Raw genomic sequence first — 19,381 nt, forward strand, 5'->3', positions numbered from 1 at the left:
TAGTCTGGTATAAATGGATTAATATAATAAAATTCAGTGGAATTATTCATAATTGAATAATCCGGAGAAGATGAAAGGGGTGACCACGGTGAGTGAGACGAAAAAAAGTTGGAATGAAAATGAAGCAATCCTGCACTCATTGCAGGACGATATTTTAGTCACGAATACAGATGGCATCATTTTGAAAGTCAGTGAGGCGACTGGTGGTATTTATAATGTGAAGTCAGAGGATATGGTAGGGAAATCCGTCTATGATCTTGAGAGAGAGGGAATCTTCACACCGATTTTGACTCCATTGGTTTTAAAGGAAAAAAGGAAAATTACCCTGGTTCAGACAAGTAAGGATGGAAAAAAGCTCCTGGTCACAGGGATCCCGGTTTTCCATGAAAATGGTGAGCTTGTGCGGGTCGTCAGCTATTCACATGACGTCACGGAATTATTGAATATGAAGAAATACTTAGAGGACATGGAAGATGAGATGGAAAGGGTGAAAAGTGAACTCGAAATCCTCAGGAGCCGTCATTATTATTCGGAAGGGATCATTGCCACAAGTGATGAGATGAAGAGGGTTCTCCAGATTGCCCTGCAGGTGGCAGAAGTGGATGTGAATGTCCTGTTGTTAGGGGAATCCGGTGTCGGCAAGTCCCATATTGCGAAATTCATCCATAATAAAAGTCAAAGAAAAGGGGGGCCTTTCATTGAAGTCAATTGCGGTGCCATACCGGAATCCTTATTTGAAGCTGAGTTCTTCGGTTATGAACCCGGCTCTTTCACCGGGGCCGATCGCAAGGGGAAGGTAGGATTGGCTGAACTTGCAGAAGGCGGTACCCTGTTTCTTGATGAAATCGGGGAACTGTCTCAACCCAATCAAGTGAAAATCTTGAAATTCATCCAAGAGAAACAATTTTACCGGGTCGGTGGCACGAAGCAAAGGAAGGTGGACTTTCGGGTCCTGGCAGCGACGAACAGGGATTTGGAGATGGCCGTGGAGAACAGGGAATTCAGGCAGGATCTATTCTTCCGCCTGAATGTCGTTCCCATAACCATCCCGCCTTTAAGGGAACGGACATCGGATATTATAACGATGATCGATTATTTTGTGGGCTATTTTTGTGAAAAATATCAGCGCCGGAAGACATTGGATGAAGGGGTGATCCATCAGCTTCTCATTCAGGAATGGAAAGGGAACGTCAGGGAGTTGATGAATCTGATCGAGAGGCTGATTGTCACATCTTCGAGGCAGCTCATTGAAATGGAAAACCTGCCCGGGCAATACATAAAGCATAGTGGGGATCTGTCAGAGTTTGACCGTGAAGGACAATCATTAAAGGACGTCCTGGAAGCGGTTGAAGAGCAGGTGCTGAAGAAAGCGAGGCAGCAGTATAAAACGACGACTATAATGGCTCAAAATCTTGGGATCAGTCAGCCTTCGGTTGTCAGAAAAATGAAAAAATACAGCATTAGATGAAAGGTTGGCATGATACTTGCAAGTTCTTTGGTGAGTAGAAGGATAAATGAATCATTTCAAAGGGGTGTTTGACAATGGAGGTTGGAAAACAGAATGTCAGTCAGTTACAAACCCGGTCCGGGAGATCAGCTAAGGAAGCAATGAAGTTTATCATTCCTTCCTTAATAGGAGTATTGCTGTTTTTGGTCCCTGTGACGTACGAAGGGAACATGACCATCGGGGTCGGGATCTTTGCTTCTTATTTTCAAGGGATATTTGAAGGAGTATTGCCATTATTCATGACGATCATTTTTGGGATATCCGCTCTCATGGCCATTTATACAAAGCTTCTTCAACCTAAGTGGATCGTCACCCAGCCATTTTTAAAAGGGCTGTTCGATGTAGGTACGTTCTGGATCGCCATCCGTGTCATCGGTTCAGTCTTTGCCATCATGACCGTCAACGGGATCGGACCGGAATGGATCATATCCGACTATACAGGCGGAACGGTTCTGTATTCGTTGGTCCCTGTTTTGACCACATGGTTTTTGTTTGCAGGATTATTGATGCCTCTTCTATTAGATTTTGGACTGATGGATTTCTTCGGGACCCTGCTGCAGAAGATCATGAAGCCTTTATTCCAGCTGCCCGGACGGTCTTCCATTGATGCCCTGGCTTCCTGGATGGGGAGTGGGACCGTTGGTGTCCTCATTACAACGAAACAATTTGAAGAAGGCTACTACACAAAACGGGAAGCTGCCGTCATTGCAACCAACTTCTCTGTTGCTTCCATCGCTTTCAGCCTCGTGATCGTCAGTTTCATAGGCTTAGAATCCATGTTTGTGCAATTATACGGAACCGTCGTCATTGCAGGGATCGCAGCAGCGGTGATTTGCCCGCGCATCCCGCCTCTTTCCCGTAAGAAAGATACGTATTACGAGCCGGTGGGAATGCAAATCTCTGAAACAGTACCTGAAGATGTTTCCCGTCTTCAATGGGGCTTCGAAAAAGCTGTTGAAAAAGCATCTGAAGTGAAAAGTGTCGGTGAAGTGACCAAAAAAGGACTGCAAAACGTATTTGATATCTGGTTCGGACTCATTCCACTCGTCATGGCCCTTGGAACGCTTGCTTTAGTGGTGGCAGAATATACACCGGTGTTTGATGTGCTGGCTTACCCGGTCGTCCCACTCCTTGAACTATTGCAAATCCCGCAGGCTGCGGATGCTGCCCCTGCGATGATCGTCGGGTTTGCCGATATGTTCCTGCCTGCAGTGGTGGGTAGCGGGATCGAAAGTGAGTTAACGAGATTTGTGATCGCGGCCATGTCTTTGACTCAATTAATCTACATGTCTGAAATTGGGATCCTGCTGATCAAATCCAAGATTCCCATCAGCTTTCTGGATCTCTTCATCATCTTCATCCAACGAACCATCATCACACTGCCAATCGTCGCATTACTGGCGCACTTTTTCTTTATGTAAAACCTCGACAATCTAGCATTATACTATAAGAATATCTGGGGGTACTGAAATGGAACGAACGTTTGAACAGCTTATCGAACGGATGCCGGATCGTCTGGCACCGAGCATGGCAAAGGATCATCCGAATTTACCGGTTGTGAAAGAAGAAGGGTGCTACTACTATGGGCTTGACGGAAGGAAGTATCTTGATTTCACCTCTGGCATCGCCGTGACAAATGTGGGCCATCGTCATCCGAAAATCGTCCAGGCGATCAAGGATGCAGCGGACGGTCTGATGCACGGTCCTTCCGGTGTCATCATGTATGAATCGATCCTTCGCCTGGCTGATGAATTGGCGGAGATCCTTCCGGGTGACCTTGATAGTTTCTTCTTTGCCAACAGCGGGACGGAAGCGATCGAAGGGGCGATCAAGCTTGCTAAATATGTAACGAAGCGCCCTTATGTCATATCCTTTACGGGGTGTTTTCATGGCCGTTCATTGGGTGCACTCAGTGTCACGACCTCAAAGAGTAAGTATCGGAAGTTCATGCAGCCTTCGGGTTTGACGTATCAAATTCCGTATGCGAATGAACGGGAGTGTCCGGAAGGAGAGGATTCAGCCCGCTATGTTGTCAGCAAGCTTGAAAAGGATTTTGAAACGCTTTTTGATCACCAGGTCACTCCTGAAGAAGTGGCGTGTGTCATTTTAGAACCGGTGCTGGGTGAAGGGGGATATATCGTCCCTCCGAAAGCCTGGCTCAAGAAGGTAAGGGAGGTTTGTGACCGGCATGATATATTACTGATTTTCGATGAAGTCCAAACGGGCTTCGGACGTACGGGTAATTGGTTTGCGGCACAAACCTTCGATGTGACGCCGGATATCATGGCGATCGCGAAAGGAATTGCGTCGGGTCTTCCCCTGAGCGCGACGGTGGCGTCCAATAAGCTGATGAAGCAGTGGCCGCTTGGAAGCCATGGCACGACGTTCGGCGGGAACCCGATCGCTTGCTCTGTCGGTCTTGCCACCCTGGAAGTCATGAAGGAGGAAAGACTCCTTGATAATACGAAGACGATGGGGGCATACGCCGTTTCAAGGCTCGAGATGTTGAAAGAAAAACATCCTGTGATCGGCAGCATCCGGGCGGTGGGGTTGATGATCGGGATTGAAATCGTCCATCCGAAGACGCGTAAACCGAATCAGGAAGGCTTGATGGATATCCTTGACCGGGCGCTTGAAAAAGGGGTTTTATTTTATCTGTGCGGAAATCACTCCGAAGTGATCCGCATGATTCCACCCCTTACGGTGACAAAAGAGCAGATCGACGCCGGTCTTCACATGCTGGATGAAGCGGTGACGGAATATGAAGCATCACTGATGAGTCATCTGGATTAAAATAAAAAAAGGTTGATCAGTTCTGAACTGATCAACCTTTTTTTATAGCCTTTTAACCGAAATGGCCTTCCTCATCTTCCGGAGGGCATCCTGTCCTTCTGTTTCCCTTCTCATCATTAAGTTCACATAGAGAGCATCAATCAATGTTAACTGAGCAATGCGGGACGACAGAGCTTCTGAGCGGTAGTCGGTTTCCTCTGAAACGGTGAAGAGGGGCGTGTCGACCCTCTGACTTAATGGGGACTTAGCGAAATTGGTGATGCAGATGGTCTTTGCCCCGGTTTCTTTCACAATGTCGAGAAGCTGAAGAATATCCTTCGTCGATCCTGAATGGGAGATGAACACGGCGCAATCGTCACTCGTCATCTGGGAAGCGGTCATCAGCTGAATGTGACTGTCACTTGCCGCATGCACGCGCAGACCGGTCCGGATGAATTTATGGTAAGCGTCGAGGGCGATGACACCGGATCCGCCGCTTCCGAAGAACTCGATGGAGCGGGCGCTAGTCATCATGTCCACGGCTTTCATCAGCTTTTTCTCATCCACCACCATCAACGTGTCTTCGATCGTTTTGATATTGGACTTAAATACTTTTGTGGCGATCGTTTGTGCCGTGTCACCTTCATCGATGCGTTCGTGAATGTCCTTAAGTCCGGTCACGATTTCAGAGGCAAGGGCGATTTTCATGGCCTGATAGCCTTTAAAGCCGATTCGTTTACAAAAGCGAAAGACAGTAGAGTCGGCCACTCCCAAATCTTCTGCCAGACCGTTAATCGTTGAATGGATGATCTCGTTCGGGTTTTCCAGTATATAGTCGGCGATTTTTTTCTCCGTCACACTGAATTGAGGATAGTGAGAACGGATGCTTGCTAAACAATGTTGATGTTGACTCATTGACACCACTCCTGTAAGGGTTTTCATAGTTTCATTATACAAGATTTGTAGAAAAATAAAAATAATTTCTGTAAACGGTTGCAAAAAGAAAAATATTTTTTATAATAGAGATAGACAGAAAATAATTTTCCTGCTCGTTTTGTTCTCTCGAATTGGCAGCTCTCATACTGAAATGGGAGAGTCATAGTTACATAGAGTGTTTTGCAAACGCTTTACTTGCCCGTCGGGAACATATAAGCAGGATCAAGTGGTATAAAAAATTTGGCAGCAGGGCTGCCGTGAGGAAAGAAAGGTAGGGATACACAATGTCAGATCAAATGCTCATTTTAGTGGCACTGGCCGGAATTTTTCTTTTATTATTTTTAGTAATTAAAACAAAGCTTCACGCTTTTGTTGCCCTATTATTAGTAAGTTTAATCGTAGGGATCGCGGCCGGCATGCCGCTGCAGGAAGTAGTGGCATCTATACAGAGCGGTATGGGCGGAACCCTCGGATTTGTCGCGGTTGTCGTTGGGTTAGGTGCGATGTTCGGACGCATGCTCGAAGTATCAGGGGGAGCGGAACGACTGGCTCAGACCTTGATTAACAAATTTGGGGAAGACAAGGCACAATGGTCCCTTGGGATCACAGGTTTCCTCGTTGCCATTCCCGTATTCTTTGATGTAGGATTCATCATTCTTGTACCGATTGTATACGGATTGGCCAGAAAAACAGGCAAGTCACTCCTGTACTATGGAATTCCATTGCTTGCAGGTCTTGCCGTCACACACAGCTTCATCCCACCGACTCCGGGACCGATCGCGGTTGCTGACTTGATCGGGGCGGACCTTGGATGGGTCATCCTGTTTGGTGCGATTGCCGGTGTTCCATCCATGATCATCGCTGGTCCACTTTTTGCAAAATGGATTTCAAAACGAATTCACGCAGTGGTTCCTGACTATATGCAGGCAGAAGAAATAGAGTACGATAAAGAGCTTCCAAGTTTCGCACTGATTGCTTCTCTTATCTCGATTCCATTAGTATTGATTCTATTGAATACGCTTTCGGGTGTTATCCTGGATGAAGGAAACATGATTCGTTCCATCCTGACTTTCTTGGGACATCCATTCGTAGCTTTAACAATCGCAACATTATTGACGTTCGTTCTGTTAGGAACAAAGCGCGGATATTCCCGCCAGGAAGTTCAGGACATTGCAACGAAAGCACTTGAGCCTGCAGGGATCATCATCCTTGTAACGGGTGCCGGTGGAGTATTCAAACAAGTATTGATCGACTCCGGTGTTGGGGAAGTATTAGGAAATATGATGGCTGGTTCAAGCCTGCCACCGATCGCACTTGCCTTCTTGATCGCCATGGTCGTTCGTGTCGCTCAAGGATCGGCGACTGTTTCCATGGTAACAGCTGCAGGATTGATGAGCCCGCTGATCGAAACTCTTGGTATGCAAGGTCCCGTTCTTGGTTTGATGGTTATTGCCATCGCTTCAGGAGCGACAGTATTCTCCCATGTAAACGATAGTGGTTTCTGGCTCGTGAACCGTTACTTTGGATTAGATGTAAAAGATACGTTAAAATCTTGGACAGTGATGGAAACCCTCATCGGTTTTGTAGGATTTGCCGTTGCGTTCATTTTAGGGATATTCATTAGCTAAAATAGGATAGAATAATAGCAGAAGAGGGAAGAGCCATGTCGCTTCTTCCTTTTCTCTATTTATTTAGGAGGAACGAAGATGTCAGAATTCATGATCGGTGTCGATATCGGGACCACCAGTACAAAAGCCGTACTATTTAATAAAGAAGGAAAAGCGATCGAGCGTCACGGGATCGAATATCCATTACATACACCAACGCCCGGGACGGCTGAACAGGATCCTGAAGAGATTTTTCAGGCAGTCCTGAAGTGCGTCAAGGAAGTGGCTTCAAGTACAAATGAAACGATTTCATTTGTGTCGTTCAGTTCTGCCATGCACAGTTTGATCCTTGTGGATGAAAACGACCAGCCATTGACCCCTTCGATTACATGGGCAGATAACCGAAGTGCTGCATGGGCGGAGAAAATCAAGAAAGAAATGAACGGGATGGAGATTTACAGAAGGACCGGTACGCCGATCCATCCGATGTCACCCCTTGTGAAGCTTGCCTGGCTGAAGGACGAAAAGCCGGAATTGTTCGGAAAAGCGGCAAAGTTCATCTCGATTAAAGAATTCGTTTTCCATCGTTTGTTTGGGAAGTATGTAGTGGATTATTCCATTGCTTCTGCTACAGGGATGTTCCATCTGGAAAACCTGGCTTGGGATGAGGAAGCCATGAAAGTGGCCGGAGTCTCGAAGGATCAGCTGTCGACTCCGGTATCCACAACAGAAAGCCTGGTTGGTTTAAAGTCTGAATACACAGAGATGCTGGGCTTACCTGCCGATACGCCATTTGTTGTCGGCGCAAGCGACGGGGTTCTATCAAATCTTGGTGTCAATGCCATCGAGCCGGGAGTGGTCGCCGTGACGATCGGAACAAGTGGTGCGATCCGGGCTGTGACGGACCGGCCGGTGACCGATCCAAAAGGACGGATCTTCTGCTATGCCTTAACGGATAAGCACTGGGTGATCGGCGGACCCGTGAACAATGGTGGAATGATCTTCAGATGGGTCCGGGACGAACTTGCTTCCGGTGAAGTGGAAGTGGCGAAACGATTAGGGAAGGATCCCTATGAAGTACTAACGGATATTGCGGCAAAAGTAGAGCCGGGATCAGAAGGACTCCTGTTCCATCCTTACATGGCCGGGGAACGCGCTCCCCTTTGGAATGCAAAAGCACGCGGTTCTTTCTTCGGCCTCGGGATGCATCATAAAAAAGAGCATATGATCCGTGCCGTCCTTGAAGGAATCGTCATGAACTTGTACAGTGTTTTACTTGCCCTGGAGGAATTGATCGGTACGCCGAAACGGGTCCAGGCAACCGGTGGATTTGCCCGCTCTGAGCTGTGGCGCCAGATGCTTGCCGACGTGTTCGATCAGGAAGTGGAAGTACCGGAAAGCTTTGAAAGCTCATGCCTTGGTGCCGTCGTACTCGGGATGTACGGCAGTGGAATGATCGACTCTTTGGAAGCAGTAAGTGAAATGGTAGGGTCCGTTCATTCCCATCAGCCAGACCCGAAAGCGACGGAAGCTTATACGAGGTTGATGCCGATTTTTATCCGGGTTCCACGCTTGCTGGAAGAGGAATACGAAGCCATCAGTGCATACCAGGAAAAAGGCTGACTCACTTGAGTCGGCTTTTTTTTCGGAACAGGATGGAAGGGAATCACTTAGCCAAAAGGTGCCTTTTTCATGTATAATAGAAACGAATATACCTTTTATAATCAGAAACTATCCATAGATAAATGAAAGAGAGTGAAACGATATGGGACGTAAGTGGAATAATATTAAAGAAAAGAAAGCGTCTAAGGATGCCAATACGAGTCGTATATATGCCAAATTCGGCCGCGAGATTTATGTTGCAGCGAAACAGGGAGAGCCGGATCCTGAACTTAACCAAACGTTGAAATTCGTTCTTGAACGTGCGAAAACGTATAGCGTACCGAAACACATCGTCGATCGTGCCATCGAAAAGGCAAAGGGCGGTTCAGAAGAAAATTATGACGAATTGCGCTATGAAGGCTTCGGACCGAACGGATCCATGGTCATCGTGGATGCCTTGACGAACAATGTCAACCGTACAGCATCCGAGGTTCGTGCTGCTTTCGGTAAGAATGGCGGGAATATGGGTGTGAGTGGATCAGTAGCGTATATGTTCGATGCGACAGCAGTCATTGGCATCGAAGGGAAATCTGAAGAAGACGTAATGGAAATCCTGATGGAAGCGGACGTGGACGCTCGTGACATCATCGAAGAAGATGATTCCGTGATCGTTTATGCAGAGCCGGATCAATTCCACGCTGTTCAAGAAGCATTTAAAGGTGCCGGTATCACTGAGTTTACAGTGGCAGAGCTTACAATGCTTGCTCAGAATGATGTTGAACTTTCTGAAGACAATCAAGCTCAATTCGAGAAAATGATTGATGCGATTGAAGATCTTGAAGATGTTCAACAGGTATATCATAATGTTGATCTAGGTGAATAAAAGCTGTTGAATCCCCCTGACGAATGTGTCAGGGGGATTTTCTGCATTAGAAAATGGTGACTTCCGGATAGAAACTTCAGATAATCTCAGTAAGGCTGGTAAAACTATGGTTATACCAATTTGATTGAGGTGATCCGATGAAGTATATCCATATTTTGATTCTGGTAGTATTTATAGTCTTCTTCTCGTACACAGGTTCCATCGGAAGTGCTCATCCGAACGGGGAAAATTCTGAAGTGGATGTCAGTGATGTGACCTATGTCCAGTCAGAAACGAAAAGAGATCCAATGCTTGAAGCTGCATTTAGTAAAGCTTTTGATTTAAAAAAGGGTGAAGATCACATTCAGTACTATTATAATCATATCGACTTGAACGATGATCAACAGCCTGAAACATTTGTTTATCTGGTTGGTTCCCCAGTGTGTGGAAGTGGGGGATGCAGCGGTGCACTATTCACAAATCAAAACGGTGAGTACAAGCTGGTTACGACCTTTTCATTACTCAGGTCACCCGTGATCATCGAGAATGAGAAAACGAATGGTTGGAAAAATATGATCATGTATGTTTCCGGTGGGGGGATAAAAGGAGGCTATAAACGCTTACGCTTTGATGGTAAGACCTATCCTTCCAATCCTTCCGTACAACCGGATGTTCAAAAGGGAAAAATCAGCGGAGTGGGAACTTTCAATGATGACATCTCGAAGAAAGAAGGAATCCCTTTTTAACATCTTTCATAAAGAAAATGAGGCATATTCCGAAGTTGGGAATATGCCTTTTTTTATCTAAAGAGGTCTTGAGAGGCAGTCGGTGTCGGGTAAAGTCGCATTAACACTTTATTTGTCGAAAAGACTGAAAATTCAGCATAATACTTCATTCTCAGCAGGGCCTTTGTTATGCTAAAGATGAATCTGAATAAATACGTGAAAAGGGAGAGGAAAATATGGGACTAGATCAACTTGAAATGCAGCAGGCCAAACAGAATGTGAAAGAAAAAACCAAACCCTATTTAACGGCACTAATCGGTTGGAGCCTGCCGGCCATCGAGGCGTGTACGAAGCTTGAACGACCGTTCGTTGTTGTGGGTCCACCTGATTTCGAGTCTTATGCAGAAAAGCATGATATTGCCTTTATCGGCTGGGACTTCGATCGGTTGAATGAAGGTTCAGATCATCTTTACAAACAGCTGAATGCCCTTGGTGCTGAAGTCGCCATTCCTTTATATGAAGAATGCGTGGAGTGGGCAGGAGCACTGAACTCCCGTTTCCGCAGCGAACCCCGTGTCTTTAACCGATCTCTCCTCTTAAGGGATAAAGGGATGATGAAGCGTAAAGCCCAAATTGCGGGAATCAAAGTAGGTGTATTTGAAGAAGCAAGGGATAAAGAGGATGTAAGACGCTTTCTGAAACGAGTAAATGAAGCCCTTTTGAAAGTCGAAGGGGATAAGAACGATCCCATTCATGTCAAGCCTCTTGATAAAGCAGGCTCTGTCGGACACCGGGCCATCGAGAATCCTGAAGATATAGATGCCCTCACTGAATCTGAGTTTCCATTGTTGATGGAGAGTCACTTAGACGGGCAGGAATTCTCGTGTGAAGCGTTCATTCATAAAGGAAAGATCCAATTTTTAAATATAACGGAATACGTGAGATTGGGTTATTCGAATTTCGTACCGGCTTCTCCGACACTTGAAGAAAAGCGTCCGATCATCCGGGAGGCCATTCAACAGCTCATCGATGCGTTTGAAATAGAATATGGAGTCATCCATCCTGAATATTTCATCACGTCAGACGGTACACTTCATTTCGGTGAAGTTGCAGCCAGGGTACCTGGTGGTCATATCTTTGATTTAATTGAGCGGGCATATGGTTTTAATGCGTACCAGGCACAGATTCTTTGTGGAGATCCGAACACAACGGAAGAGGAACTGAGAGAATTCTTCCCTTCGACAGGTGAGAAAGCCGAGGCCCATGCAGGGTGTTTAATGGTTCACCCTCATGTCAATTATGTAGAAAAGCTTGAGGTGCCGGACGAGCTTGAAAATCATCCTTATTTCGAAAAACATGATATGTTCAGCCCGGCCCAGGGGAAAGTGGCCCAGAGGATCGGGTTCGGAAACCATTACGGGACCATCTTCTTCTATGGAAAAGACAGCGAAGTGATGAGGGACCTTTTAAAAGAGTACGAACAATTTAATTTCTATATTTAGGCTGGTCTTTTGCCTGAACAACCTGTCCGATATTCTGATCGATAAAGGAGTTTTGAAATGGCTTTTGAATTAACTTCCAAGCTGGAAGAGCGATTTTTGCTGGCGCTGAATGAATTGGAGAGTGCAGCTTCGTTTGCGAAATCAATGTATCAAACGGACGTCTATCAGGAAGCTCAACGATTACTGGACACTGACGAAGGTCTCGGAATTTTATACCAAAGTGCAAGCCGCTTTGAAAAAGCCGGGGTATTCCAGGACGGTCCCTGGGAAAAAGCATCCAAGCTTCAACCGCCACTTGTGGCGGGATCCCTGCAAGCAAAGGGTCTGCCCTCGATTATTGAAATCCTGAGCGAGCTAAGGATGCTTTCCATAGCCGAAGCTCAATATGAACATCCCGATGTGACGGCGGAGATGGCGCAGGATTTCCTGAATGAAGTAATGGTACTGAACCTGAATCTGCTTTTCCCTGAAGCGACGGAAGCGGCGCGGATAGAAGGTGGGGAACAGAGTGAAAGGGCTACAGAATTGTTTCACTTCCTTTCAGATAAATTGTCTTATCAAGCCCTTACGACTACGTTGATCAAAGAGATCGAACGGTTGACGGCACAGCGTCCCATCATGGTGAAACGAACCGTTTCCATGATCGAGACCGCTAAGAAAATGCTCCATTCCGATCTTAGTGCAGCGGAACGTCTGGTGTTGGAGAAATACGTATCGGCAATTGAAGGCCCGACCCCGTTAAGTAAAAGTATTGTGAAACCGGGTGAATATCGCAAGAAGCTGTTGGAACTATCTCAAGAAGAGCTGGAGAAAGAGGCGGTACATTTTGCCGGGTCTATGCGTGATACCGGATTGGTGGCTCCGCAGCACGCCATCCTTCTAAGATATTTATGCAGGAAGTTTCCTGAGCTTGTACCGACAGCCCTTCAGTTGAATGATAAAGGTAAAGCGAACCTGGATGAAAATGCAGAGCTTGTATTTCAACTTGTGAAAGTGGCGATCTACCCGGCCACGAAGCAATCCGTATACGGACTTGCCCTCATGCTTGAACGAGGAGTTCTTTCCTATTCCCCGGTCTCACCGGGACTCAAAAGGCTGATCGAACTCGATATCAGGGCCGAGGTAAGAAAGACGCTTCTGAATTCATGTAAAACGGGAGATGGCATTACAGCAAACTCCGTACTCCTTGCAGGTGTCATCAATGTCCTCGGGCAGCCCATCGGTATCGGTCAAGGCCTGAACCCAACCTGTCAAACAGCGCGGGGGATCAGCCTGTGGGCGCAGCATGCTCCCGGGTATCTGCTTGAACTGATCCCAAGGGCTGCAAGGGATGGCGACATCGATATCATGTTTGAAGGTACACCCGTTCATTCAAAGGACTTGAGCGGAGGATTGGCGCCTGAGCTTCATCAGGAGCTTGATCCGGTTTCACTTGTTCTCGTCCCGCATCTTGATCGTATCTATAGTGAAATGATGAGAAGGGTTTCTCTCAGAGGGGAAGATGGACATCGTTGGGTGAATCCGGAGTTTTATGGAGATTGGGTCCAGAAGGGTTTCAGCACGGTCATCGATCCGTTGACCGGACTCATTTCTGACTATCCGGGTTTTGTCAGGCTGTTTTATGCGACTCATCATCCGGAATACAATGATGATTACGGATTGATCTATCCGAATCCGGTAGGGATTTTCATCACGAATGTCCACGGGAAGCTCCTTGGATTCCACGCCGTATCCATTCTCCGGATCACACAGGATCCGAGGGGGGAGTACCGGATTTATTTCTATAATCCGAACAATGACGGTTCGCAGAATTGGGGACAGGGAATCGAACCTTCCGTTATGGATAACGGGGAACTGGAAGGCGAATGCTCCCTTCCGTTCCATGAGTTCGTCTCCCGGCTCTATGCCTTCCACTACAATCCGTATGAGCAGGGGGATGCATTTGCGGTTGAGAATGAAATAGTCGACGAAATCAAGGTCCTTGCCAGGGAAAGCTGGGGAAAGGATTATACATGGGTTTAATAGGATGAAAGGCGCCTGAGCGACGGTCGTTGCTCAGGCGCTTTTTAAATTGGAATGATTCTCCTGTAGTGAGCCATACTAAATAGTGGAGGTGGTACAAATGAGTAACGACAAGAAATCGGAAGATGTGCTTATGGACACCCCATTGAATCCTGAATTCACCATGAATGACCGGCGACGCGATCCAAGCCAGGTATACGTTCCAGGAGAATCGTTGGAAGAACATCATGCGGTTGAAGAAGGAAATGGCGTCATTGCAGAGAAAGTCATCGGTCAAGCAAATGAGAATGGATAGGAGGGGTCGGCTATGAAAGAATATCCCGTGGCGGATTTGTCTGAAGATGCCTTGAATAAAGTGAAGAGTATGGAAAATGAACTTTGTCAGCAATCTGCAGATGACATCGTTTTGATTGCTTATAAAAATACGGATAGAAGCCGGGAAGGGGCAAGATAAGATGGATAAAGGAAATAAAGATATGCCGGACTTCAACGAGTTGAATGACCGTGTCATTGCCGAGGAACCAAAAGGTCCATTTTTCGCCATCAAAACCAATTTGGATACACAAGGTGTAAAAGATAATCCTTATGCGACAGAAAAAGCGAGTCCTGAACAAGAGGAGAAATTACAGCAGTTTTTTGAAGATGAAGAGTTATAGGGGTAACCGAAAGGCGTTAATCACCAAACGTTGATTAACGCCTTTGCAGTTGGAACCGGCCACTGGCTATAGGGAGGAGACTATTAGTGGTTACATAAGGATTTTATATGGAAATGCATTATACTTAAGAAAGATCACCCATATAGAGAGGGGAAAATAATGTGTCTAAAGTAACCTTAATCGCAGGGGCGACCGGCCTGGTCGGTTCCCACCTGATGGATATCCTCCTAAAGAGTCCTGAATATACAAGAGTGATTTCCTTTGTAAGAAGAGAAAGTGGAGTGAAACATGAGAAGCTGGACGAACGGATCATTTCATTTGATGGGATGAAGCTTCTGCCCCATGAGGAAATTGATGATGTGTTTTGCTGCCTCGGAACCACGATTAAGAAAGCCAAGACGAAACATGCCTTTAAGAAAGTGGACTACGAGTATCCCATTCAACTTGGGAAACTTGGGAAAGCACATGGAGCAAAGCAGTATCTCGTGATTTCCTCGATTGGTGCAAGTCCGGAATCACCGTTTTTTTATAGTAAGGTCAAAGGGAATTTGGAGAAGGAATTGAAGGAGCTTCATTATCCTTCCCTTCATCTATTCAGGCCATCCCTTTTATTGGGGGAGAGGCAGGAGTTCCGATTGGGTGAAAAAGCGGGAGAGATCTTCTCAAGAGCGCTCCGCCCTGTCATGGTGGGCAGGCTGAAACGATACAGAAGCATTCCGGGCAAACAGGTTGCCTATGCCATGTACCGGGCGGCTGTAGGGACGTTCGGAGAAGGGGTTATCATACATGAATCGGAACGGATTCAAGAGTTTTAGGGTATAGGGGGAAATGAGGAAAGACCCGCGTCGGAAGCGGGTCTTTCCTCATTGTATTTGATAAAAATGCCTCAAAGCATTCATAAGGTGCTTCATTGAAGTATCCTCTGCCAGATTCACAAGCATTCCTTTGATGACGACGGGGCGGGTTTCGTCTTTTTGTATTTCTTCTCTAATGACTTCCAGGGAAATCCGGATACTCTCATCCTCAGCAACCTCCAGCGCGTCCTGGATCATGTGAATGAGTGTCGACTCAGTGATTCTCGACGAAGAGGTAAAGTCCTTCACCAAATCATCCAGTTTCTCAAAGGATAGCACCGGCTTATCTCCGCTTTTGAGCAAACCATCCACAAGGTCATCTGTTCGTCTCAATATAAAATGGGATAGATATGAAAAGTCCAGATCGATTTTATCCAGCATGACCAATTCTAAATAAGAATGGAAAAAACCTTGAATCATCATGGTGATGTCCCAAAAATAGGGTTCGATCTTTTTTCCATAGATCCCAAATAATCTTCTTCGGTAATACCGGTGAGTGTTCATCTTCATCTCGCTGAGGAGATCATGGATTTCATCATTGAACGGCATGGCGTTCTCCCTGATCTGCATGATGATGAACTCTTTATGTTTACAGATTTCAATCAGCTGACATTCTAATTGCTTTTGGAATTTATCGTATGGTGATAAATCCTCGTTCTCAATCTCGTTTACTTTGTCCGTGATCATGGTGAAATAGTAATTCATAATGGCGAGCAGAAGGGCTTCCTTTGACTTGAAATATAAATAGAAGGCACCCTTCGATATATCACATTCATTCACGATTTCTTGAACGGAGGTAGCGTTGAACCCTTTCGTGGCAAAAAGCTTAATGGATGTTTCAATGATTAATTTTTCTTTTTCCTTCATACTTTCCTCTCCTTGATAAACTCCTTATGTACATTATGACCGATTGGTCACAAAAAATAAACCTTTTGTTTTATAAGTATATTGACTTATGACTGCGTGGTCAGTTATATTAGATTGTGTTATGACTAGTCGGTCAGAATAAGAGAGAAGGGATGAATACAACGTGAACAGTATTATTAATTTCGTACTTAAGAATAAGTTTGCTGTGTGGCTGATGACGATCATTGTCATTATTGCAGGACTATATTCAGGATTTAATATGAAACTCGAAACACTGCCGAACATCAATACCCCGATTGTCAGTGTGACAACCGTTTATCCTGGCGCCACGCCGGAAGATGTTGCAGACAAGGTTTCAGAACCGATTGAAAAACGCTTGAAGAATTTAGATGGGGTAAATGTCGTCAGCTCTACCTCATATCAGAATGCTTCAGCCGTTCAGATAGAATACAAGTTTTCAAAGGATATGGATGAAGCCAAGACCGAAGTGGAAGAGGCTCTTTCCGATCTTCCTTTTCCGGATGGAGTCAATGAGCCGGAAGTTTCAAGACTCAATTTTAACGCCTTTCCGGTCATTGCCCTTAGTGTAGCGAATGAAGACCACTCATTGGCACAGTTGACCTCAACAGTAGAAGATACGATCGTTCCGGAACTCGAGGGAGTGGACGGGGTAGCTTCTGTACAGGCTTCTGGTCAACAGGTGCAAGAAGCCCGTCTTGTATTTGACGAAGAAAAGCTTCAAGAGTACGGACTTACAGAAGAAACGGTTCAAAACATGATCAAAGGCTCGGACGTGACGGCACCATTGGGATTATACACGTTCAAAGATAGCCAGAAATCCGTCGTGGTCGACGGAAACATCACGACGATTGAAGATTTGAAAGAAATGAAGATTCCTGTGACTCCAAGCACTGGTGGAGCCTCGGCTCAAGGTCAGCAACAGCCTTCTGCACAGGGGCAAACGCCACAAGCACCTCCTGCTGGAGCAGCATCTTCAGGCATGAAGATCCCAACGATTCAACTTTCAGATATTGCTGATATTGAACTGGTTGGTAAAGCAGAATCCATTTCCAGAACGAATGGAAAAGAATCCATCGGACTTCAGGTGGTAAAAACGGCAGACGCCAATACGGTGGATGTTGTCAATGCCGTCAAAGATAAGATCAAAACGTTTGAAAAAGACATTGATGGTGTAGAAATCATTTCTACCTTTGACCAGGGGGAGCCGATTGAGGAATCAGTCAGCACGATGCTGAACAAAGCATTATTCGGTGCTGTGTTCGCAGTCATCATCATTCTCCTGTTCTTACGGGATATCAAATCGACGCTGATTTCCGTCGTTTCGATTCCTTTATCGCTATTAATTGCGATTCTACTTTTAAAACAAATGGATATCACGTTGAATATCATGACCCTTGGTGCGATGACCGTGGCCATCGGGCGGGTTATCGATGACTCCATTGTCGTCGTGGAAAATATCTATAGAAGGATGTCACTGAAAGGTGAAATGCTGAAAGGGAAAGACCTGATCCGTGAAGCAACGAAAGAAATGTTCGTTCCGATCGCATCCTCTACGATCGTCACGATTGCCGTGTTCCTTCCATTAGGATTGGTACAAGGGATGATCGGGGAACTATTCCTGCCATTCGCCTTAACGATTGTGTTTGCTCTATTGGCTTCCCTTCTTGTAGCGGTTACGATCGTACCGATGCTTGCCCACTCCATGTTTAAAAAAGGCGTTGGGAAGAAGCATATCGAGAAGAAAAGCCGTTTAGCGAACTGGTATAAAGGCGTATTGAATTGGACGCTGAACCATAAAATCATCACATCGATCCTGGCGATTGCCATGCTGGTCGGAAGCTTGTTCCTGGTTCCATTGATCGGTGTCAGCTTCCTCCCATCCGATGAAGAGAAGATGATCATGGCGACGTATAAACCAGAACCTGGTCAAACGGAAGAAGATGTTCAGAAAATCGCACAGGATGCAGAAGGATATTTCCAGGACCGTAAAGGAGCTGAAACCATTCAGTACTCTGTCGGCGGGGAAAACCCGATGAGTCCGGGAAGCAACAATAATGCCATTTTCTACGTTCAATATAAAGACGATACAGAGAATTTCTCTGAAGAAAAAGAAAAGGTCATCAAAGACCTTCAACAAGCAACAGATAAAGGGGAATGGGCTTCCCAGGACTTCTCTGCAAGTGCCGGCAGCAATGAAATTGTCGTGTATGTATACGGGGAAACCCTGAAAGACATCGAACCTGTTGTCAACGATATTCAAGACATGATGGAAGACAAGAAGGATTTCAAAAAAGTCGGATCAAGCATCTCTGAATCCTATGATGAGTACTCGTTCATCGCCGATCAGGAAAAGCTGAGCGAACTGGGCCTCTCAGCAGGTCAAATCGCCATGGAACTTGGTCAGACACGACAGCGTCCGGTCCTTACGACCATTGAAAAAGATGGAGAAGAAGTAAATGTCTATCTTGATGTGGAGAAGGAAAAGTATGAAAACATCAACGACTTAACGGATAAAACCATCCAGTCACCACTGGGTATGGAAGTTCCAATTAAAGACGTTGTTGAAGTCCAGGAAGGTGAAACATCCGATACCGTTTCACGACGTGACGGAAAAGTCTTTGCTCAAGTGAGTGGGGAACTGAAAACCGACGATGTCTCGAAAGCATCCCAGGATATCCAGAAGGAAATCAAGGATATGGATATTCCATCCGGCATCGATGTGAACATGGGCGGGGTAACAGAAGACATCAAGGAATCCTTCACACAATTAGGATTAGCGATGCTTGCAGCGATCGCGATTGTCTACTTAATCCTTGTCATCACATTCGGCGGCGGTCTAGCGCCATTTGCCATCCTGTTCTCACTGCCATTCACGATCATCGGTGCATTGGTAGCGTTATTGATTGCAGGAGAAACAATCAGTATTTCCTCTATGATTGGAGCACTTATGCTGATCGGTATCGTGGTCACCAATGCGATCGTTTTAGTCGATCGTGTCATTCATAAAGAAAACGAAGGCCTATCCACAAGGGAAGCCTTGCTGGAAGCCGGTTCCACCCGACTCCGCCCGATCCTTATGACGGCCATTGCCACAATCGGAGCCCTGTTCCCGCTGGCACTCGGTCTTGAAGGAAGCGGATTGATCTCGAAAGGGCTCGGGGTAACCGTTATCGGCGGATTGACCAGCTCGACGCTCTTGACGCTCGTCATTGTGCCGATCGTGTATGAAACCTTGATGAAATTCAAAGGGAAGATCGGTGGACGGAAACGGAAAGTAGTGAAAGAATAGTTTGAGAGAAAAGCAGTCCTTTAGGGGGCTGCTTTTTTGATTTATGAGGGTGGGGTAGGTGAGAGGATGAGGTTGTTAGTTCTAAAATATGTAAAACGGCTGGATAATCTGTCATATCGGCTGGATTCCGTCCAGTGTCGGCCGGATTTCCGCTCATTT

Annotated in this window: 16 protein-coding genes; 14 read left to right on the forward strand and 2 right to left on the reverse strand. The window is 46.0% G+C overall.

Features of this window, described 5'->3' with window-relative positions:
• The first annotated feature begins 70 nt into the window (after nt 1-70).
• The 3 genes from P8596_RS02530 (at nt 71) to P8596_RS02540 (ending at nt 4,300) form a co-directional block, all read left to right on the forward strand.
• The gene (locus P8596_RS02530) at nt 71-1,468 is read left to right on the forward strand and encodes a sigma-54 interaction domain-containing protein (protein WP_481900331.1); all 1,398 of its coding nucleotides are present in this window, start codon (nt 71-73) and stop codon (nt 1,466-1,468) included.
• 74 nt (nt 1,469-1,542) lie between these two features.
• Nucleotides 1,543-2,928, forward strand: coding sequence for a YjiH family protein (locus P8596_RS02535; RefSeq protein ID WP_224521482.1), 1,386 nt, complete (start codon nt 1,543-1,545; stop codon nt 2,926-2,928).
• 49 nt (nt 2,929-2,977) lie between these two features.
• Nucleotides 2,978-4,300 carry an aspartate aminotransferase family protein gene (locus P8596_RS02540; RefSeq protein WP_279725739.1) on the forward strand — a complete coding sequence of 441 codons (1,323 nt, stop codon included), beginning with the start codon at nt 2,978-2,980 and terminating at the stop codon, nt 4,298-4,300.
• A gap of 42 nt (nt 4,301-4,342) precedes the next feature.
• Here P8596_RS02540 and P8596_RS02545 read toward each other — a convergent pair whose 3' ends face one another.
• Nucleotides 4,343-5,194: a MurR/RpiR family transcriptional regulator gene (locus P8596_RS02545; protein ID WP_034761092.1), complete on the reverse strand. Its 852-nt coding sequence runs from the start codon at nt 5,192-5,194 to the stop codon at nt 4,343-4,345.
• Nucleotides 5,195-5,499: 305 nt separating this feature from the next.
• Here P8596_RS02545 and P8596_RS02550 point away from each other — a divergent pair, with 305 nt between their 5' ends.
• From P8596_RS02550 to P8596_RS02595, 10 genes are all read left to right on the forward strand, one after another.
• Nucleotides 5,500-6,843 carry a GntP family permease gene (locus P8596_RS02550; protein ID WP_034761093.1) on the forward strand — a complete coding sequence of 448 codons (1,344 nt, stop codon included), beginning with the start codon at nt 5,500-5,502 and terminating at the stop codon, nt 6,841-6,843.
• 78 nt (nt 6,844-6,921) lie between these two features.
• A complete protein-coding gene (gntK, locus tag P8596_RS02555) occupies nt 6,922-8,445 on the forward strand; it encodes a gluconokinase (protein ID WP_279725740.1) in 1,524 nt (507 codons plus the stop codon).
• Nucleotides 8,446-8,587: 142 nt separating this feature from the next.
• Nucleotides 8,588-9,307 (forward strand): YebC/PmpR family DNA-binding transcriptional regulator, encoded by a 720-nt coding sequence (locus P8596_RS02560; protein ID WP_279725741.1) that lies wholly within the window; start codon nt 8,588-8,590, stop codon nt 9,305-9,307.
• 137 nt (nt 9,308-9,444) lie between these two features.
• Nucleotides 9,445-10,032, forward strand: coding sequence for a hypothetical protein (locus P8596_RS02565; RefSeq protein WP_279725742.1), 588 nt, complete (start codon nt 9,445-9,447; stop codon nt 10,030-10,032).
• A 215-nt stretch (nt 10,033-10,247) separates the two neighbouring features.
• Nucleotides 10,248-11,513: an ATP-grasp domain-containing protein gene (locus P8596_RS02570; protein ID WP_224521477.1), complete on the forward strand. Its 1,266-nt coding sequence runs from the start codon at nt 10,248-10,250 to the stop codon at nt 11,511-11,513.
• A 57-nt stretch (nt 11,514-11,570) separates the two neighbouring features.
• Complete coding sequence (locus P8596_RS02575; protein ID WP_224521476.1) at nt 11,571-13,535, forward strand: hypothetical protein; 1,965 nt, start codon at nt 11,571-11,573, stop codon at nt 13,533-13,535.
• A 100-nt stretch (nt 13,536-13,635) separates the two neighbouring features.
• On the forward strand, nt 13,636-13,830 hold the full coding sequence (locus P8596_RS02580) for a hypothetical protein (protein WP_224521475.1): 195 nt from the start codon (nt 13,636-13,638) through the stop codon (nt 13,828-13,830).
• A 12-nt stretch (nt 13,831-13,842) separates the two neighbouring features.
• Nucleotides 13,843-13,989 carry a hypothetical protein gene (locus tag P8596_RS02585; RefSeq protein ID WP_156030069.1) on the forward strand — a complete coding sequence of 49 codons (147 nt, stop codon included), beginning with the start codon at nt 13,843-13,845 and terminating at the stop codon, nt 13,987-13,989.
• 1 nt (nt 13,990) lies between these two features.
• Nucleotides 13,991-14,191, forward strand: a complete 201-nt coding sequence (locus P8596_RS02590; RefSeq protein ID WP_279725743.1) for a hypothetical protein — start codon at nt 13,991-13,993, stop codon at nt 14,189-14,191.
• Nucleotides 14,192-14,352: 161 nt separating this feature from the next.
• Nucleotides 14,353-15,006: an NAD-dependent epimerase/dehydratase family protein gene (locus P8596_RS02595; protein ID WP_279725744.1), complete on the forward strand. Its 654-nt coding sequence runs from the start codon at nt 14,353-14,355 to the stop codon at nt 15,004-15,006.
• 48 nt (nt 15,007-15,054) lie between these two features.
• Here P8596_RS02595 and P8596_RS02600 read toward each other — a convergent pair whose 3' ends face one another.
• Nucleotides 15,055-15,912 (reverse strand): TetR/AcrR family transcriptional regulator, encoded by an 858-nt coding sequence (locus P8596_RS02600; RefSeq protein WP_279725745.1) that lies wholly within the window; start codon nt 15,910-15,912, stop codon nt 15,055-15,057.
• Between the two features lie 163 nt (nt 15,913-16,075).
• Here P8596_RS02600 and P8596_RS02605 point away from each other — a divergent pair, with 163 nt between their 5' ends.
• Nucleotides 16,076-19,222, forward strand: a complete 3,147-nt coding sequence (locus P8596_RS02605) for an efflux RND transporter permease subunit (protein WP_279725746.1) — start codon at nt 16,076-16,078, stop codon at nt 19,220-19,222.
• The last annotated feature ends 159 nt before the right edge of the window (nt 19,223-19,381 follow it).

The sequence above is a fragment of the Rossellomorea sp. DA94 genome, assembly GCF_029834455.1.
Lineage (GTDB): Bacteria > Bacillota > Bacilli > Bacillales > Bacillaceae_B > Rossellomorea > Rossellomorea vietnamensis.

Bases quoted from the DNA above. Each gene is read 5' to 3' on its own strand.
- P8596_RS02530 (WP_481900331.1), top strand. From the start codon at position 71: ATGAAAGGGGTGACCACGGTGAGTGAGACGAAAAAAAGTTGGAATGAA.
- P8596_RS02535 (WP_224521482.1), top strand. From the start codon at position 1,543: ATGGAGGTTGGAAAACAGAATGTCAGTCAGTTACAAACCCGGTCCGGG.
- P8596_RS02540 (WP_279725739.1), top strand. From the start codon at position 2,978: ATGGAACGAACGTTTGAACAGCTTATCGAACGGATGCCGGATCGTCTG.
- P8596_RS02545 (WP_034761092.1), bottom strand. From the start codon at position 5,194: ATGAGTCAACATCAACATTGTTTAGCAAGCATCCGTTCTCACTATCCT.
- P8596_RS02550 (WP_034761093.1), top strand. From the start codon at position 5,500: ATGTCAGATCAAATGCTCATTTTAGTGGCACTGGCCGGAATTTTTCTT.
- gntK (WP_279725740.1), top strand. From the start codon at position 6,922: ATGTCAGAATTCATGATCGGTGTCGATATCGGGACCACCAGTACAAAA.
- P8596_RS02560 (WP_279725741.1), top strand. From the start codon at position 8,588: ATGGGACGTAAGTGGAATAATATTAAAGAAAAGAAAGCGTCTAAGGAT.
- P8596_RS02565 (WP_279725742.1), top strand. From the start codon at position 9,445: ATGAAGTATATCCATATTTTGATTCTGGTAGTATTTATAGTCTTCTTC.
- P8596_RS02570 (WP_224521477.1), top strand. From the start codon at position 10,248: ATGGGACTAGATCAACTTGAAATGCAGCAGGCCAAACAGAATGTGAAA.
- P8596_RS02575 (WP_224521476.1), top strand. From the start codon at position 11,571: ATGGCTTTTGAATTAACTTCCAAGCTGGAAGAGCGATTTTTGCTGGCG.
- P8596_RS02580 (WP_224521475.1), top strand. From the start codon at position 13,636: ATGAGTAACGACAAGAAATCGGAAGATGTGCTTATGGACACCCCATTG.
- P8596_RS02585 (WP_156030069.1), top strand. From the start codon at position 13,843: ATGAAAGAATATCCCGTGGCGGATTTGTCTGAAGATGCCTTGAATAAA.
- P8596_RS02590 (WP_279725743.1), top strand. From the start codon at position 13,991: ATGGATAAAGGAAATAAAGATATGCCGGACTTCAACGAGTTGAATGAC.
- P8596_RS02600 (WP_279725745.1), bottom strand. From the start codon at position 15,912: ATGAAGGAAAAAGAAAAATTAATCATTGAAACATCCATTAAGCTTTTT.